General features: G+C 37.4%; 19 protein-coding genes and 1 tRNA gene. 8 read left to right on the top strand and 12 right to left on the bottom strand.

Features of this window, described 5'->3' with window-relative positions:
- Positions 1-76: 76 nt before the first annotated feature.
- Both H4J70_RS09425 and H4J70_RS09420 read right to left on the bottom strand, forming a co-directional pair.
- Positions 77-664 (bottom strand): isochorismatase family protein, encoded by a 588-nt coding sequence (locus tag H4J70_RS09425; protein ID WP_182251048.1) that lies wholly within the window; start codon positions 662-664, stop codon positions 77-79.
- A gap of 70 nt (positions 665-734) precedes the next feature.
- Positions 735-1,562 (bottom strand): pirin family protein, encoded by an 828-nt coding sequence (locus H4J70_RS09420; protein ID WP_182251001.1) that lies wholly within the window; start codon positions 1,560-1,562, stop codon positions 735-737.
- Between the two features lie 109 nt (positions 1,563-1,671).
- Between H4J70_RS09420 and H4J70_RS09415 the strand changes: the two genes are divergently transcribed.
- Both H4J70_RS09415 and H4J70_RS09410 read left to right on the top strand, forming a co-directional pair.
- Positions 1,672-2,580, top strand: coding sequence for a LysR family transcriptional regulator (locus tag H4J70_RS09415; protein WP_182251000.1), 909 nt, complete (start codon positions 1,672-1,674; stop codon positions 2,578-2,580).
- A gap of 101 nt (positions 2,581-2,681) precedes the next feature.
- Positions 2,682-3,086, top strand: coding sequence for a hypothetical protein (locus H4J70_RS09410; RefSeq protein ID WP_182250999.1), 405 nt, complete (start codon positions 2,682-2,684; stop codon positions 3,084-3,086).
- Positions 3,087-3,112: 26 nt separating this feature from the next.
- Here the strand turns inward: H4J70_RS09410 and H4J70_RS09405 are convergent, their stop codons facing one another.
- A complete protein-coding gene (locus H4J70_RS09405; RefSeq protein WP_220470376.1) occupies positions 3,113-3,352 on the bottom strand; it encodes a DUF2798 domain-containing protein in 240 nt (79 codons plus the stop codon).
- A gap of 98 nt (positions 3,353-3,450) precedes the next feature.
- Positions 3,451-4,305, bottom strand: coding sequence for an NmrA/HSCARG family protein (locus H4J70_RS09400; RefSeq protein ID WP_182250998.1), 855 nt, complete (start codon positions 4,303-4,305; stop codon positions 3,451-3,453).
- A gap of 667 nt (positions 4,306-4,972) precedes the next feature.
- Between H4J70_RS09400 and H4J70_RS09395 the strand changes: the two genes are divergently transcribed.
- The 5 genes from H4J70_RS09395 to H4J70_RS09375 all read left to right on the top strand — a co-directional run bounded on the left by H4J70_RS09395 (position 4,973) and on the right by H4J70_RS09375 (position 8,080).
- On the top strand, positions 4,973-6,145 hold the full coding sequence (locus H4J70_RS09395; protein WP_182250997.1) for a site-specific integrase: 1,173 nt from the start codon (positions 4,973-4,975) through the stop codon (positions 6,143-6,145).
- Positions 6,146-6,220: 75 nt separating this feature from the next.
- Entirely contained in the window at positions 6,221-6,565 is a 345-nt protein-coding gene (locus tag H4J70_RS09390) for a hypothetical protein (RefSeq protein WP_182250996.1), read from the top strand.
- 120 nt (positions 6,566-6,685) lie between these two features.
- Positions 6,686-7,267 (top strand): hypothetical protein, encoded by a 582-nt coding sequence (locus tag H4J70_RS09385; protein ID WP_182250995.1) that lies wholly within the window; start codon positions 6,686-6,688, stop codon positions 7,265-7,267.
- A gap of 69 nt (positions 7,268-7,336) precedes the next feature.
- Positions 7,337-7,756 (top strand): DUF2787 family protein, encoded by a 420-nt coding sequence (locus H4J70_RS09380; protein ID WP_182250994.1) that lies wholly within the window; start codon positions 7,337-7,339, stop codon positions 7,754-7,756.
- 189 nt (positions 7,757-7,945) lie between these two features.
- Entirely contained in the window at positions 7,946-8,080 is a 135-nt protein-coding gene (locus H4J70_RS09375) for a YMGG-like glycine zipper-containing protein (protein ID WP_182184145.1), read from the top strand.
- A 143-nt stretch (positions 8,081-8,223) separates the two neighbouring features.
- On the opposite strand, the gene H4J70_RS09370 is transcribed toward H4J70_RS09375, so the two are convergent.
- The 6 genes from H4J70_RS09370 to H4J70_RS09345 form a co-directional block, all read right to left on the bottom strand.
- On the bottom strand, positions 8,224-9,048 hold the full coding sequence (locus H4J70_RS09370; protein ID WP_182250993.1) for a tol-pal system YbgF family protein: 825 nt from the start codon (positions 9,046-9,048) through the stop codon (positions 8,224-8,226).
- A 295-nt stretch (positions 9,049-9,343) separates the two neighbouring features.
- Positions 9,344-10,363, bottom strand: coding sequence for an HNH endonuclease (locus H4J70_RS09365; protein ID WP_182250992.1), 1,020 nt, complete (start codon positions 10,361-10,363; stop codon positions 9,344-9,346).
- 2 nt (positions 10,364-10,365) lie between these two features.
- On the bottom strand, positions 10,366-10,947 hold the full coding sequence (locus H4J70_RS09360) for a bifunctional 2-polyprenyl-6-hydroxyphenol methylase/3-demethylubiquinol 3-O-methyltransferase UbiG (RefSeq protein WP_182250991.1): 582 nt from the start codon (positions 10,945-10,947) through the stop codon (positions 10,366-10,368).
- Positions 10,948-11,002: 55 nt separating this feature from the next.
- Positions 11,003-13,156, bottom strand: a complete 2,154-nt coding sequence (locus H4J70_RS09355) for a DUF4041 domain-containing protein (protein ID WP_182250990.1) — start codon at positions 13,154-13,156, stop codon at positions 11,003-11,005.
- Positions 13,157-13,167: 11 nt separating this feature from the next.
- Entirely contained in the window at positions 13,168-14,502 is a 1,335-nt protein-coding gene (locus H4J70_RS20685) for a GIY-YIG nuclease family protein (protein ID WP_182250989.1), read from the bottom strand.
- Between the two features lie 305 nt (positions 14,503-14,807).
- A tRNA-His gene (locus H4J70_RS09345) sits at positions 14,808-14,883 on the bottom strand.
- A gap of 234 nt (positions 14,884-15,117) precedes the next feature.
- Here H4J70_RS09345 and H4J70_RS09340 point away from each other — a divergent pair.
- Positions 15,118-15,675 (top strand): DUF1285 domain-containing protein, encoded by a 558-nt coding sequence (locus tag H4J70_RS09340; RefSeq protein WP_182180442.1) that lies wholly within the window; start codon positions 15,118-15,120, stop codon positions 15,673-15,675.
- Between the two features lie 49 nt (positions 15,676-15,724).
- Here the strand turns inward: H4J70_RS09340 and hemN are convergent, their stop codons facing one another.
- Positions 15,725-17,095, bottom strand: a complete 1,371-nt coding sequence (hemN, locus tag H4J70_RS09335) for an oxygen-independent coproporphyrinogen III oxidase (protein ID WP_182250988.1) — start codon at positions 17,093-17,095, stop codon at positions 15,725-15,727.
- Positions 17,096-17,263: 168 nt separating this feature from the next.
- On the bottom strand, positions 17,264-17,755 hold the full coding sequence (locus H4J70_RS09330) for a DUF2489 domain-containing protein (protein WP_182250987.1): 492 nt from the start codon (positions 17,753-17,755) through the stop codon (positions 17,264-17,266).
- Between the last annotated feature and the right edge of the window lie 8 nt (positions 17,756-17,763).

Here is a 17,763-nt window from a genome sequence, read left to right as displayed (position 1 = left end):
ACACCTTTGTAGTAATATTTCACTACAAAGGTGTTTGGCTAGCTTTAATTTTCGACACTAATTTGGATGACTAGTGTTACTTTGATAATATTTCTTCATACAATACCTGCATGAGTTTCTGACCGTTTTCGGTGCTCCAGTCTTGAGCAAGTTCGGCAACTAACTGGTTGGTCGTTGTCAATGTTACGCCATTGTTTTCCATGCGTCGTAAAGCGGTATCGTCAGCCGTTTGGGTGGGAGATCCTGAGCCGTCAACAACAACCTGAACATTATAACCTGCTTGCACTGAGGTTATAGCGGGGTAAACCACACAAACGTCAGTCGTAATACCCGCAATGATAAGATTTTTTCGTCCAGTATTTTTTACAGCATTGGCAAAGCCCTCATCTTTCATAGAATCAACCATGCCACCTCGTATAACTCGATTAGCGTAAGCCTCTGGTACCGCCTGTTGTAACTCTTCAAACAAAGGCCCCTGTGCCTGATCTTCCATGCTAGAGGTAAGAATTAACGGCATACCAACAGCATCAGCCGCTCGTGCCAATGCAATGGTATTCATTTTAATTTCTTCCAGGCTCGCAGAGCCGACCCAGCCCATAGTGCCGACTTGATGATCAATAAGTAGCATAGCGGTATTTTCTGGTGTAAATAGTGGTGATTTCATCATAAACCTCGTTGGTTGGTTGAAGGCTAAACCTGAATTGGCTTAGCCTACGTGTAGATTAGTTTTTGTTTTATTGATTAATAAGCGCTTGTGTCAATCGCTTGATATTGCGTGTACCTTCGTTCAAACGGTCAATACTCGAATGTACCGACGGTCCTGAGCTGATAATGGCTTGCTGCAATGGTTGCCCTAATGCCACCATAATGGTTGCACCGAATTCGCCGGCCGTTAATTTAATATTTGCATCTGATTTGTTCAGCACACCTTGACGCTTCGCTCTTAGTAATGAGCCATTAAGGTCAATTTCACCTGAACGAACATAAACAAAACCTGTAGTTTGATCTTTTTCGACAGCATGCTGCCATTTTCCGTTTGGTTTTATGGTTACTTCCATATAAGTTATGGCGACACTGTGTTTAGCAGGGCTGACGACACCTTCATGCTGGCCGATTAATATCTTGGTTTGACTGTCAGAAGTAACGACTATCAGAGCGTCATTTTTCTGGGCTAATGAGTAGGTCACAGCGCCCATTTCAACATCATCTTCGGGTAAAAGCGTCCAAAGTTGAAAGGCGTCGGTTGTGCCGCGTTCTGGATACACGGTCTCTTTGTGTAAAACACCCGCACCTGATGCCATTAGTTGGACACCTCCGGCTTTAAGTTTGCCTTTATTACCATCAGTATCTTGGTGAACGATGTCGCCGATTGTTGGGTAAGTAATAGTGGCAATTCCGGAATGGCCGTGAAATCCAAAGCCCGCCGTACCTTTTAGCCCTTTGGTCTCAAAGTGATCCCACAATACAAATGGGTTCAGTTGCTTAATATTGCTTTGGTTGATAAAGCTAGTCACTGGACCATGTTGATGACCTGTTCTAGTTTCTATAATGGAGCGACTCATGTTTTGCCCTTGTGCAGTTAAACGATGAAATTATATTATTTTATTTTTGACCTCTTGATTAGATGGTATAATTGGGTTTAACTATCCCACCAGTAACAAAGGGTGATGAATGATTGATTTAAATGAAGTTTACGTGTTTGTAAAAGTGGTAGAGGCAGGCAGTTTTGTTGGCGCAAGTAAGCAATTAGCGATGCCCTCGACCACGGTAAGCCGAAAAATCCAAAAACTTGAAGATACGCTTGGGGTTCGGCTACTGCAAAGATCGACGCGCAAGCTTCATCTTACAGATATTGGGCGACACTATTTTGAAAATTGCCAGCAAAGTTTAGTTGCCATTGAGGAAGCTAACGCCTTAGTCAGCCAATCTAGAGCAATGCCGACGGGCGTGTTGCGTATTACTTCCCCCACAGATTTCGCCATCAATTACTTACAATCTTGGGTGAATGACTTTTTGGCGTTATACCCTGATGTGCAAATAGAGCTGGAAGTAACCGATCGCTATGTCGATATTATCGAAGAGCGCATTGATATCGCGTTTCGCTCTGGTGAGTTGAAAGACTCCAGCCTTATTGCACGACGCATTGGTCCAAAACAGAGTGTATTTTGCGCTAGCCCTGATTATATTGCACGGGCGGGAAAACCGAAGACACCTCCGGATTTGACCCAACACGACTGTATTATCATGGGGACGAGTTTGAAAAATCAGACTTGGCGATTTATTACTGAAAAAGATGAAATATCGGTTCCCGTAACGGGACGATATGCGGTTGATAGTATGCAATTAGTCGTTAAAGCTGCCCACAACGGCATGGGCATTGCCCAAGTCCCTTACCCTTTAGTTATCCAGTCTTTAGAAAAAGGTGAACTCATTCGTTTATTGACCGACTACTCGCCACCGATACAAAGCATATATATCATTTACCCTTCCCATAAGCATCTTGCCCGAAACGTGCGAGTTTTTATTGATCATGTGGTTGCGTTAACTCAGCCACATGCTCCGTGGGATGCTAAACTTTAGCGGGAATTTATCGTGTTTTCTATCCAGAGTTATCAATAAGGGGGAACTCAAGAAACTGCTACTACACTTAAGTTTTCTCATCTAATACTAAGGAGGAAACAATGGAGTTTGCAGCTCATGGCGATATAAAAATTAAGTGGTTAGGCAATATTTTGGTTGTCAAACCTTCAGGCTCCGTAAATATTGAAGGGGCTGAGTACTTTGCCCAATTGGTCAATAAACAGATCACAGATAAAAACTTTACTCATTGGGGTCGTATTATTGAATTCAAAGATGTTGACAGTCTGGCCACACCAGATGCCTATCAACATTTACAGTCCCATCTCAAGGAAGATATTGCATTAGGCTGTGTGTTTTTGGGGGTGGTCGGTGGTAATTCGCTTGGGATATTATCTTGCGTACGTGCAGCCAGAGAATCAGGCTTGCCCGTTAAGCAATTCACTGATTTTGCGAGTGCGGTTGATTACATGATAAATAACATCCACGGTATTTATGTTAAGGACTAAGTTTATTTCCGCTACCGACTACCCTGTTAGTCTGGTTTAACGAGCAATAAAGCGAACTTAGTTACCAAGGGGGCTATTATCAACACCGTTGGAAACGCAACAGTAAATGCGAGCGAAAATGCCGACATCCAGCGTATCAAAAAAGTTGCGTCTAAGCCTGAATTCCAAGCAACCAGCACCCCTGACATGATCAGCGCCATAAACGCTGACATGAAAAATGAAATTAAAATCGGTAGATGTGCTTTTTTGAAGATCATTGTATTCATTCCTATTGATATCATCTTAGGTAAAGTTTATCAAAAACGTAAAAAGGCTCCCTCTGCTCAGTGAACTTTTCATCTGAGCTAAGGTTAACTTTTTCTAACTAGGAGCCTTTAAGTTCTGTTAGTGCCTGTTTTAGACTCTTTAGTTGAGGTAATTGATCTCTCAATGCCGGAATATTAGCCTGAAATTCATCATTCTTGAACCAAGTAAACATAGTAGACATCTCTTTGCTCATAGGGGAAAACAACCAACCGGGCATAGTCAGGTAACTTGGTTTTTTGCCCATCACTTGCATGTAAATTTCTTTAATTTCTGCAAACGTTTTTTCATCTCCCGCTAATTCTACCGCCTGCTCCATGAAACTGTCCGGTTGAGAGAATACCAAGGCGACATAAGCACCAATATCATCAACGGCAGCAAACTGAATCTTGCGATTATTTTTCAGCGCCCAAGACAATAAGCTCCAATTGATAAAGGCAAAACTACCTTCTGCGAGGAAATTTTCAACAAAATAGGCTGGTCTGACAAAAGTGTAGGGTAATCCTATTTTAGCAATGTGGCGTTCGATCTCTCCTTTACTGTCGAAGTGCGGAATGCCTGTATGGCGTTCTGCACCGCCTACTGAAGAATAAACAAAGTGTTCAACCCCCGCAGATTTCGCGGCATCAGCTAAAGATTTCCCTTGGGCTATTTCAGCATCTATACTGCTAGTCCAATTATTCTGTACCGAATACACCCCGTAGGCTCCTTTAAGTATCGGAGTTAAGGTTTCCGGTTTATCCAGATCACCAAAGACCACCTCCACCCCCATTTCACGTAACTTGTCTGCACCTTTACCTTGCAGGTTACGAGACACAGCCTTAATGGTAAAATCTTTACTCAGTAAATGTTTGACGACTGCGCCACCTTGATTTCCGGTGGCACCTGTAACTACTATAATTTTGTTCTCATCCATTATCTTCTCCAATTTCATGTTTGCTTAGCGACAGGAAAATAGTAGCAAGGAGTTAATTGATTAACTATATGGTGAAATTGAGTTTTACTATCCCGTTACTGGGATAATTGAATTATTCAGATAATCGATTACATGAAGTTGTATTTAATTGACTGTCATAAGTTAGGCATTAGTTTTATTATTGCTGGTTTTGCTCCACTACGTCTGATTTGTTGTTACATGCAGATGCTTTACAAATACTAATCGCACTTTATTTAATAACTTCACTGTGGCTAATGTTAACTTCCATATACGAAACACCAGTTGCAGCAAAACTCCTCAAAGTGATCAAAAAATTGGAGTGAAAAACCGGAAAGCGAAGGTCCGCTTTTATCGTAAATACTTATATCGATGCTTATGACTCGAACAACCGCTTTGGTGGCTTTGTTGGCTATCAAGATGAAGGTAACTCAACGACTAATTAACATTAAAAATAGCTCGAAACCCATTGATGTTAACGTCCGCTTTCGTATCTTTGCTGACGATAGCTGCTGATTATTCTTTGGATCAACAAATAGCCATTAACCTAAAGAATAAAAAAATAAAGGATAGTCAGATTGGCTATCCGTAATAACCAAGCAAATAAACAGATATTAAGTTGATAGATAATTTCTATTAAGGACTTAATATGACGAAACTAAAATTCACCGATAAAGCTATCAAAGCACTACCCGCTAACGATAGAGAATCAAAATCTACTGAGTTAGAAGTATCAGATACATTAGTGCAAGGGCTTAAATGTTTAGTGGGGAAAACCGGTAATAAACGCTTTCTATTTCGTTATACGCTCAATGCAAAAAAACAAAGCATTAGCTTAGGTCGCTTTGGTGATATTAACGTTACAAGTGCTCGTCAGATAGCGCAAAAGCATCGGGTGACATTAGGGGAGGGTGTTAATCCAAAAGCTGAACGTGATTGTCCGACTCGATTAACGGTTAATGCTTTTTTTAATGAGCATTACCTACCCAGTATCAAGAAACGTAAAAAGACATGGCAAGATGATAAGTATCGCTACGATATTATGATCGCGCCAAAGTTAGGTAATATTCTCTTTAGAGAATTGCGAACTATTGATGTGCAAAAGCTACACCTATCACTCACTGAACAGGTAAATAAATACGGTAATTTATATGCTCCCGCAACCTGCAATCAGGCGCTTATGATTATTAAATCAATGAGCAAATCCGCACTAAATCTCGGCGTTATCGATGACGATGTTTGCTTACCAGTAAAGCTGTTTAGATTAAACAATGCTCGAACTCGTTTTCTAAATATTCATGAAGTAAAGCGACTACTTAAAGCCTGTCGAGAATATTCTAATAGGACGATTTCATCTTATATAGCTTTGCTGGCGTTGACAGGATTACGTTGTAGTGAAATAGCTAATATCAAAGTCAAAGATGTTGATATAGCTAAACGGGTTATTCATATACCAATCACTAAAAACGGAAAATCACGCAGCGTTTATTTAACAGATCCAATGTTGGCTTTTATTGGGAGAGTACCACTGAAAGTTGATAACCCTTATTTATTTGCCGGTAAGGTTAAAGGTAAACCACTTGGTAGCGTAAGAAAGACCTATATTAAATTGCTCAAGCGAGCACAGGTTAATGGCGATGATGTTTGCTTACATACACTCAGGCATTCGGTAGCCTCAAACTTAGTAAGTGCTGGCGTGTCGCTTAGGTTGGTTCAAGAACAATTAGCCCATAAGAGCATCATTTCAACTCAACGCTATGCAAAATTAACCACTGAGTCCATGAGGCAGACAAGCGAAACCCTTTCTAACATGCTCACTTAAATTCACTTAACAATAACCACATTTAAAGCCCATTACTTAGCAGTAATGGGCTTTTTGCGTTTAGGAGAATAACTTATGCAAATACTTCATTACTTACCATCTGAAAATCAACTGATTCTAGATAATCTAGCTGCGCAGGCAATGGTGGATTTACTGGTTGTGCCATTCGGTACTCGCGAGAAAGCAAAAGAGTTCTGGCAGGAATACCCATCAATCATTGTTGTGCTTAACCGAAATGACAATGTTGAACAGTGCTTAAAACAATTAAGTGATGCCACGCGTCTATTTGTTGAAACAGCAGAAATCAATCCAGAGTTTATCGAATACTTGCCAGATAACTACCAACTGTCGCTAACCATTACAAGTGATAGTGGTAATGGTCTTTATCTCATTAAGCCAATTAACATGGTGCTCATATAACATGAGTACATTTCAATTAATCAACATTATCTGCAATGCAGATTTACCTTACACAATGCGATCCGATGCGCAGTTGTTATTAAACCAATTAGCCCATTAATAATTTAAGAGAGTAATATCATGAATGACAAAGTAAAAAATAATGCTAAAAAAGAAGTTAAAAATGGTGAAGTTATCACTGAAAACGAATCAGACATTACTAAAAATATCACCGATGAAAATGCCTATAATGTTGAAGCCTTTGTTGCAGTTGATGAAGCAAAGGAGATTGTTGAAGATATTGATAGTCACTTTAAAACCTTACTTGTTGGTCATGCTCCAAAACTATCAAGTAAATCACAGGGATTAATTGGTTATGAGGTGGCGTTAAATACGGATGATAAATCTCGCTATCTTCGCTTAACTAGCAATGATTCCGGCGGTTTATTTAGCAAGGAGTGGGTGGAGCTCGACGATTTATATGAGCTCCTAGAAGCTATGGAAGCTGACAAACCGTTTAAGTCATCGGTGTTTAAATCCATAATGAAAGGTGGTTCAGCTAATAACGTCAGCTTCTTATCTGCCGTACTTCGCAGTGAAGAAGTTGCTTTGATTTTAAAGTCAGAGAAAAGCCAGTTTCTGCATGTAGTTAATCCGTTATTAATCAATCAACGTGACCGCTTATCAAAGCTTAAGCCACTACGAACTTCTAGCAAAGCCTAGCGAATTAGTAACGTTCATACCGTTACCTACAACTAACTCCTTTCAACTAACAAAAATTTGGAAATCATAATGAAACTGACTTTTGACCAAAGCCAGTACTTTAGTGTGCCTGAAAAACTTCTCAGCATACTCAATACTGAACTCGCCAAGCTAACTGAGCCACAATCAGATAGTTTAGGTATTACTTTTAATTTTCGTGACCCCGATTACAGCGCGGATAAAGGTGGCTTTCACCCCGTAGAAATCAGGTTGAATAAACACAACAACCAATGGCATTTCGAGTACATCACAGACTTTAGCTTTCAGGGTTTTCCTTACCCTGAATTAGTGAAAGAAATTGATATTTGTTTTCACTCAAAAGAGGTTAGCACCTTTTATGGCGTTGGCATGAACAAACGAGAGTCTGATGAGTTTATTGAGCACTTTCTTGGTAACTTTATTAACTATGTCGAAATGGGCGTATTCACGGTAAGAATCGGGTTTGATTAACCGACTTTCTAGCCAAACTCCCTTTTATGGACAGGGACTAGCTAAAGCAAATAGTCCATTAAAACTGAGTGGTCATTACGCCATTAAATTTAAAGTGTAATGACTTACTTACCTAAAACACTCTTCACTGACAGACGAATTAAATATTCGGCTGTCAGTATGAACTACACAAACTAAGGAAAATAATTAATGAGCAACAACTTTTCAGATAGCGCTATGAAAGGGGCAACGACTGGTGCATTGATAGGCGCACGATTTGGTCCGCAGGGCATAGTAATTGGTGCCGCCATCGGTGGCATTGTTGGTTTTATCTTGGATGATTAATTAAATATGAAATGCAGGCTAACTTAATTGGTTATTCAATTATTTCAAATGGACATTTTGGCATTATGTTTTATAAAAATTTTAATAAATAATATTTTAAGGTAGGGCTACTGATAAATTTCTCTTTAGTAGCCCTTTTGGGATTAATACTCCACTTTAGCTAATCGTCTTTTAGCAGCATCTTTATAAAAGGTATCGTTGTCTCCAGCTATTTTAACTATATTATTTAACCATAACTTAGTATTAGGCCAATCCTTTGCACTCCAGTATACCTGTGCAATTTGATAGCGAAAAGCTTGAAGTGTTGCTGCTGAGGGGTGTTCTTTTTCAAAAGCTATAAATGATTCCGTTAAAGGAGTTATGTATTTATCAAAGTCTGCTCTTGTGCCGTAACTGCTTCCGTACTGGCCGGAATCTTTCCACCCAATGAGTGTTCTTATTTTATCTTGGTATGCGACACGGGATGCCGTTGTATTTGGGAATTCAGTGATTGTTTTATCATACCATTTTAAGGCAGCATCAAATCCGCCCATCCAACTAGAGTCTATGGTAAATCGACTGTCTTTTCCTTTCGACCAAAAGTCTGCGTGCTTGAGATATGACGACGCTACTGCGTTATTAACTGACTCTTTAGCTGATTCCCCCACAATTTCTGATAATTGACTGATTTTATCGACGACAAGCTTGGCTTCATTGGATTTAGGATATTTATTTTTTAGCTCTACCCATGTATCGAGGGCTGTGGTGATTTTGTTTTCACTAAAAGCAATATTTCCGAGCAAATAATAGGCTTGGGCTTTTTGATTTTCTTTAGACTTTGCTGTAAAGATGATATCAATCAATTCTTTTTTAGCTTCATTTTGGAGTCCGTGTTCATTTAACATCTTTGCGTTATCAATTGATGATGCAGACACTGTTAGTGAAAGTGTAGTTAGTAGTGTAGCGGTGATTATTAACTTATTAGACATGCTTATTCCTTATGCATTTATAGTAACTGTTGAACCCAACCATAGGATTTAAAAACAGAAATCAATTTGATGATAATGGATCGTTTATCAATTGCAAAGGCCTAAAAGCCTCGTTTACTTATATTGATACTCCCGCAGCCAAACAATTCAAACATCGACTGTTACCTTTGATAATTAAAAGTTAACACCCGGCGACTTGTCGAACCGACGATAGATAAAGTGCTTCGTCGAGTTGTCGAGTTAAAGGATACTGCTAGCTATTTTTAAAATGAGTATGCTTGGCGCTATGTTTTATTCATATAAAACTATCTTTGGATAACCAGAGCCTGCTTCCACTTTTTTTAGCTATTTGATAAGCCCAATCAGCAACGTAACTAGTACGCTCTGAATCACATGAAAAATATGAAGATAGCTCATTCTTTATTGTTGCTTCATGATTAACTAAGTTTTGGTTAATCCAATTATCTCTATGAGGTAATGCAGCTAAATAATCTCTTTTACTGTTATTACATGATTTATGAGCCAAAACAAAATTGTGCCCTAGATCATTTCCGTATTTAGCAAATGGTATAAAATGATCTACCTCTGGGGTACCTTTTATTGGCTTGTTACAGTAAAAGCATTCCCCTTGTTGTATCTCTTGTAATACAGCAACAGCTTGAACTATTGAGCTTCTATTTGTGCCGAACAAAAAGTCATTTAATTCGCCAGCTCTACCTACTACAGTTTGGTTATCTTGAATTTTAGATATTTTTTCAATCCAACCTTGCCGAGTAAATTGCACAACTAAATCATGAAACTGCCTAAAACATCCAGCTACACCTTCATTTAATTCAATGAAGTTTTTACCTTTTTTATGCGGAAAAAAGAAACAGTCTTCTTGCTGAGAGAGAACTTGTAATCGCCATAAGGGCCCTTCCTTTAAAGTCTTAAGAGTGTTTTTGTATATGGATTTCCATAATGGCGAGTTCTTCGCTTGTGATAAATTTTTAATACCATCAAGTTGTAAAGAGGTAATGTCAGAAATTATTCTGGCTTGTTTACCAGCGTTTTGGAGTAAGATGCCACCATCAACTTTTGCTATTGTGTCGGTTGAGAAAGGTTTTGCATGTTGCCAATATAATAAAATTAATTTATCTACAATTTCATCAAATGGAATCGTTAATCTCTCACTATTTTGAATGTTTTTTTCAATGCAAATGTCAGCGATAGCATGTAAAAAAGCGAATTTATATGTCGAACTAAAATCACCTTCTTGTAGTAATCGTTGTAAATATGAGATGAAATCGATTTGATGCTTAAATAGTGCTTCCATATTTAGTTACCTAGAACAACAGTTTGCCACTTTACATTTCCTCTGCCTAATTCATCATCACTTATTTGTGTCTCTAGTAAAATATTCATTGATGAATTCTTTGCTAATTCTCGTAACTCTTTTATTGACAGGGGATAAGTAACTCTACCATCATTAAAATCACCATGTCTGAGGGTTATTACTAATTTTCCACCTTTAACTAGCAATTTTTTCAATATAGCTATTGTTTGCTTTCGTTCTGCGTTGGTAAGGTGCATCCAAACAGCACTTATTAAGATTAAATCAAACTGTGTGTTTGAATAAACAACTTTACTTAAAGAAGGTAAACTATCTTTTAGCCAAATGATATTTTGATAAGTATGATTTCGCTTAGCTAAATTAAGTAATTCGCCTGCAGGCTCTACAGCTGTAACATGGAGGTTTTTTTTAGCAAACCATGCTGCATCACGGCCTGACCCGGAACCTACATCTAAGATATCTCCACTATCTGGTATCATGCTTAACCATTCTTGATGAACAGTTTCAAAAGATACCGATTCGTATTGTTCAAATAGTTGGTGTGCATTATTGGAGTAAAATTCCATTTATCAAATATTCCTAACTCTTGTTACAAATGATTTAATTTAGGCTTCTGCAACTTTACGATTGCTCCTTATAAGTATGGCGTTGCATGTCATAATCATCAGGGTATTCTGCAATAGCAATTGCTTTAAGCTCTACATCAGTTACCTTTTGCATAAACGCTTTAGCTTCAAATTGCTGTTCGTAAGTATGTTCCTGCATTTCTTTATCTACTGGGTATTTGGTTTTAGCAATACGACGAACATCTTCATCTTCAATTAACTGTGGTTCCGTTGTAGTTTTATGTTCTGTTATTTTATCTGAAGTCCCAGCTATATCAAGCTCGAGTTCAGGCTGACTTTCTTTATTATCAACACTATTAATATTTACTAATGAAAAGCCTTCAGGTACATTATTTAGCTCTAACATTAAGTGACCGTCACTCTCGACGCTTATACCAAGTAAATATTCAGTAACACCTAATCCTATTATCGAAGATAAATATTTATCTGTAAAAGCTTCAGATGCACAATCACTTATATTATTTACCTCTCCGCAATAAGGGCACTCTACTTCATCAATGTCTTCAGAATTATCATCTATTTCACCATCAATTTTTAAGTTTCTTTCACATCCCAAGCAATATAAATTTCCTAGTGAATAAGTCATGTCGCTCTCAATAGATTCTTCTTTATCACTCAGCGCTCCGTTTTTATCTTGTGTATCTATAATATGTTTTTTTTCGTTTTCAACTGAAGGGTGGTTATCACTACTTGTCTCATCAAGTAATATTTCCTGTTGTGATGAAATTAACGAGCTATCTTTAATGCCTGTAATATTTTCCTTGGTACAAGTCAAATCAGTTTCACTAACATTACTTTCAACAGTATTTAGGTCAGTTGGTTCTTGTTCTATTGATATCGACGATTTTTCATTCAGGTTAGATACCAAAACTGGCGGAGTGCTCTGTACAGTATTATCTACTTCAAAGGTTTCAATAGTAGTTGGCATAGCGATACTTTTAATTTCCTCTAAAACCAGGCCGGGTTCAACAAAGAAGAATTCTTTCCGATAATTTGCTAGGTTAACGCGTTTTCCCGCAAAGATTTTATGCAGTTTTTTCTCTAAAGTAGGTGCATCTTCAGAATAAATAAATGCGTGTGTATCAAATAAAAAAGGAACAGAGGCATCACCGAGTTCTTTTACTCTATCTTTAGGTTCTAATCGGCGTGTCATACCTATTTTGCAAACACCTTTACCAAATGATTGTGTGTTAGAAATAACATAAACAAAACCGGCTCGGGTTTGTTGTGCCATTGATAGTGCTCTTTGTTCCTGCTGCTTAAGTTCAATTAATTGTTGCTGATGCTGTACAAGTTTAAGTTTCAATGCTTCTAAATCATGTCCGTGTAATTTTGCTAACTTAGCCATTTCTTCAGCAACCATTTTTTCTTTTATCTCCCTTTCAAACTTGGCATTTTCAAAGGCTTCTTTACAAATCTGTGATTCTTTTTCGGCTGCGCGCTCTATACGTCTGTCATCCAACTCAGCTTGTTTTTCAATAGCTTTAGCTTCTTTAAACTCAAAACTCAGCTTTAACTCTTTTTTTCGGATTTCCGCATACTTAGGCTGCAAATGCACTCCCAAAATATTACCGCTGCCATTAATGTCATGATATCGGAAATCTAAACGTTCAAGTAATCGTGAAATATTACTCCAAGTAACTAATGATAAGGCCGACTTGCATACATTATCAAAGCAACGTAGTCTCAATTTTATTTCACGATTAGTTAGCTTTTTACCTTCTGATTTACGATTGTTAATCCACCAATCTTGGGTTGATATACAAGCTTTTTTATCTTTTAATAATTGCTTCAGTTCAAGCTTTACTTTATTAAGCTCTATTTCTATAGCCGCTGCGGATTGCCCTTCCATCAAAGGCTGATACGCAAAACTATCAAGTGTTCCTGAGCTAATATCAAACGCTGCGATTTTACTTTGGATTGATTTTGCACTCTCTAACTCTCTTTTATAATCACCCTGTAGTTTAGAATAATCAGATATAACTATATTAAGTGCTTTTAAAGCTTTATTTACAGGAGCGAATACTAATTTTCGTATATCCAATTCTTCTTTTGCTGAAACTAAGCCAGGTCTTTCTTTCAAAATAAGAATAAACACAAAGCCACTAACAAGGCCTATTATCACGGCAACCATAATAAATATATCCAAAATATATATCCTTATATTGATTCAGGTAATGATATTTTTTGACTAGTCTGTGCATCTTTTCTCGCCTGTTGTGCATTTCGCTTTAACTCAGACTCAAAAAACTCACGAGCATCACAATCAAAATACCAGTTGCTTTCGACATTCATATTTTCCATAGCTTGCTGTACTTTTTGCGGAGCCACTTTAAAAAATTCTTTTTTCTTATTTACTTTATTCACTCTATTTTCAGAAAATATTTTGTGGAGAGCTCGTTCAACACTTGGTGCATCCTCTACGTAAGTCAATGTATGAACATCAAACTTAAAAGGCACTGAGGCATCTCCAAGTTCAACAACCCTATCCATTGGTTCTAGTCTTCTGGTCATTCCAATTTTAACGATTCCTTCACCAAAGCTACCTATATTGGAAATCACATAAATATAGCCAACTCTAGTAAGTTGAGCTTGCGACATTTTACGAGCTCTTTCAGTCGTTAATAGTGATATTTCATTCTCGATATTATTAATTTGATCATTGATTAAAGCTGCATCATTCGCCATAGCATGTTTTATTTTTGCTTTTAGTGCTTCTAGTTTCAATTCGTTTTTATCAAGTTTGCGGTCAAATTCATCTATTTGTGATGATTCTTTAGACGTATTTTTTTTCATTAGCTCTTTGCGCATTTTAAAAGCTACTTTCTCTTTCTGTTTGCGTTCTAGTTCTTTGTGCCAAATACGTTGTTCTTGTAATTTTGATTTGATGTATCGTGATGAAATTTCAACCCCTTGGGTTTCCCCTAAAAGCGTTAGTTGCTCAACCAGTTTAAGTAGCTTCTCTCGAGCTTTATCAAGCGTGTTATGTCTCATGGCATGGCGGATAACATCAAACTCATTATTAAAAGCGTTTAGAATATTAACCTTATAAGCCTCAATCATTCTTCGCCCGTCTTGCTGGCTTTCACTTATAGACCAATTGGTATATGTTGCAATCGCATCATCACCAAGTACTAATTGCTTTTGTTCCTCATGAATAAGGTTAACCTGTTCCTTGAGGTATTCTGTATCAGTCATACCAAAGACAACGGGATTTATACCTCTGTCAACAAATGCCACATCCTTTTTAAGTTTGCCGCTAAGAGCTTTTAAATTACCTTGTACTTCTCGCCCTTTTTTTATTTTTTCTCTGACATCTCGCTCTTGTTCATTGTATTTAGCGATAGTTTTTTTAGGGGGAGATTGCTGTATTTTTAAATTTAAAATGCTCAAATCGGAAACGACTTGCTCTTTTTCTGAACGAATTGAGTAATACCAATAAACTAACATGGCCAACGCCACAATCTCTATCAAAATAATATCAGTTAAACTCATACATCCCCTTTATCATTTAACATTTAAATCCATATTATTAATAACTTGCCTTTTTTTGTGTTTAAATTCAACATCAATTTAAATTTTCAGTAAAAAGCACAGGAAATAGACAGTAAATTCCCTAAACAGGTAAAGTTAATTAGTTCCGGTCGATGTTGAAGATATGAGCTGGAAGTTGGATATACGTGTAAGTAATTAGACCTAATTAGCTTCAAATACTCACAGAATATGCACAGGAGCATTCATCAGAAAGTGCTGATTATAGTAGGTAATTGCCCAGAGGCTTTGAATCTAAAGGGGAAGAATGGGGTGGCTAAAGGGACTTGAACCCTCGACAACCGGAATCACAATCCGGGGCTCTACCAACTGAGCTATAGCCACCACTGATATTACTTGAAGCGCCCAGTGATAAGGCGCGGAGAGTATATTGTATTTTTAAGCAGATTGACAAGAAAAATTTTTGCTTTTAAGCGTTTTATAGGCAACATTCTGCTTAACTGTACTTTTTGCTGATTATTAACTTAATTTTAGATGCTGTTTTACTAATGTCTCCTCATACTGTATTTTTACCTTAGGTATTAAAATTACTATCCAGCGGATAATTTGGCGGTATAAATGTCACTAGACAAAATTTCTGAACAATTAAATAAACTAACACCAGGTAACACTAAAAAATTACCGCCGATAGAATCATGGAACCCACCGTATTGTGGCGAAATTGATCTACAGGTCAAAGGTAATGGTGACTGGTTTTATGGCGGCACAATATTTAAACGGTTATCGTTAGTTAAACTTTTTGCTTCGGTTTTATTAAGAGAAGTCGCTGGTGATCGCGACGAGTACTTTTTAGTGACACCCGCTGAAAAAGTTAAGATTATCGTTGAAGACGCCCCTTTTGTATTAACGCAATGGGCTTGGCAAGATGATAACAAATCAATAATGACGGTTAGTACCAATGTAGATGACGAGTTCGTGCTTGATGAAACTCATCCGTTAACGATGAATGCTAACGGCGAATTATATGTATTAGTGCGTCGTAATTTATTGGCAAAAGTTCACCGTAATGTTTATTACCAATGGGCCGATTTAGCACAAGAAGAGGTTACAGAAAAAGGCGTTGAATTAATTTTTTCAAGTGCTGACCACAAGTTTAGTTTAGGAAAAATTGATTAAATTTCTCACCTTTATAGTTATTTATTATTTATAAAGGTGAGAGTTCCGCTTAAATTACCCGCGAGAAGCGCTGTTGGTTAACGTGCTGTTTCATGTAAGCATCAAAACTCATACAAATATTACGAATCAACAAGCGTGCCTTCTGATCTACTTTAATAAAATCAGCAGTATTTTCAACCAAACCATCACTGATAAATGTTTTCAGTAGTGGTAAATCTTCAGCAAAATATTCTTCAAAATCAATGTCGTACTTTTTACTAATCTGTTTTTTATCAATATATAAATTACACATTAATTCACGAATAACTTCGCCACGGATCACGTCATCTGTTGATAAACTAACCCCTTTCACTTGTGCATTTTTTCTAGTATCTATCGCTTTATAATAGGCTTGCAATTCTTTAATATTTTGACTGAAAGAAGTACCGATATTACTAATAGAAGAAACACCTAATCCTAACAAGTCACAACCACCCTTTGTAGTATATCCTTGGAAATTACGGTGCAGGGAACCCTCTTTTTGTGCAATAGAAAGTTCGTCATTAGGTTTAGCAAAGTGATCCATACCAATGAAATCGTAGCCAAATCCACAAAGCTTTTCGATGGCAAGTTTCATTAAGGCAAATTTTTCTTGCACGCTGGGTAACCATTCGTCACGTAATTTACGTTGGGCAGCAAATCGGTTTGGAATATGTGCATAGCTAAACAATGAAATACGGTCGACATCCATCTCATGAGCTTTGTTAAGCGTTTTTGTAAAGGTTTCTATAGTTTGGTGAGGCAAACCATAGATCAAGTCGATATTAATTGATTTGAAGCCCACTGCCTTTGCATGGGCAATAAAGTCGCTAATAAATTCGGTTGATTGCACACGATTAATTGTTTCTTGTACTTTTTTATCAATGTCTTGTACGCCAATACTTAGACGATTAAAACCTAAATCAAAGAGGTGTTCGGCAAGGTTCATTTCAATTTCACGCGGATCAATTTCTATACTCATTTCTACATGTTCAGCAAAAGTGAATTTTTCTTTTAATAAAGAGACTAATTTTGTGATTTGGATATGGGTTAAAAAGCTGGGTGTGCCGCCACCCCAATGGAGTTGTTTAACGGTGTAGTCAGTAAAAAATTCAGCTCGTGAACTAATTTCTTCCGCTAAAAACTCTAAGTAGGTATCGGCCTTGTCACGGTGGCGGGTAATTACTTTATTACAGCCACAGTAGTAGCAAAGGCTATGGCAAAAGGGAATATGTACATACAAGGACAATTCACGGTTGGGTGAATCTTTCACTGCTTGGATGAAATCTTGTTCAGAAAATTCATCATGAAATTCTAATGCCGTTGGATAAGAGGTATATCTAGGTCCACTGGTATTATATTTAGACAGTAATTTAGGGTCAAAAAATTGATTTGCTTGCATGGTTGGTTACCGAGTTAGCCATTACTTATATACGCGTTATCAATCAAAATATAGATTGAATGGTAACGGGTATATGCTAAGCAACAGTTTAACAATGCAAACATTAACAATATTGATCGAGCGCAACAAAGCGTTATTAACTTAGTAAAAAGTTAACTTGGTAAAAAATTAACTTGCTAGCGCACTCATACGTTCTTGGGCATATTGATGCAAAGAGATAACGTCAATATTTATCTGTGCGGATAAATCGCTCTCTGCTTTCATACGTTCAAAATCAAGTTTCATACGCTCATTTTTGGCAAGTTTCTTTCTTGCATCAAGAATAGGCATATGTTTAATTTTATCATAAAGTTCAAAGACTGCAGGAAACTCTGCTGACAAACCACTGCTCAACTTTAAAGAATCGAGCAATACACTCAATCGCCAACAACCCTCAGCGATATCACATTGCTCTTCTTTCATTGCGTGGGCAATAATCACGACACTACTAAGGATCTTACTATCGTGCTTTGCTAAGGCAATTTTTTTATCTTGCTCTGCCTGTTTTATTTTAGCTGTTTGCGCTTTTAGCTGGCTTAATAATTTCACCGCATAAAAAGCAAGCGCAGCAATAATAATTACTCCGCCAACTACTATATAAATCCAAGGAGTTGAAAACATGATAAAGC

Source organism: Colwellia sp. BRX8-9 (assembly GCF_014077245.1).
In the GTDB taxonomy this organism is placed as follows: domain Bacteria; phylum Pseudomonadota; class Gammaproteobacteria; order Enterobacterales; family Alteromonadaceae; genus Colwellia_A.
The sequence above is the reverse complement of the archived record's forward strand: the minus strand, read 5'-3'. Positions and strand labels throughout refer to the sequence as shown.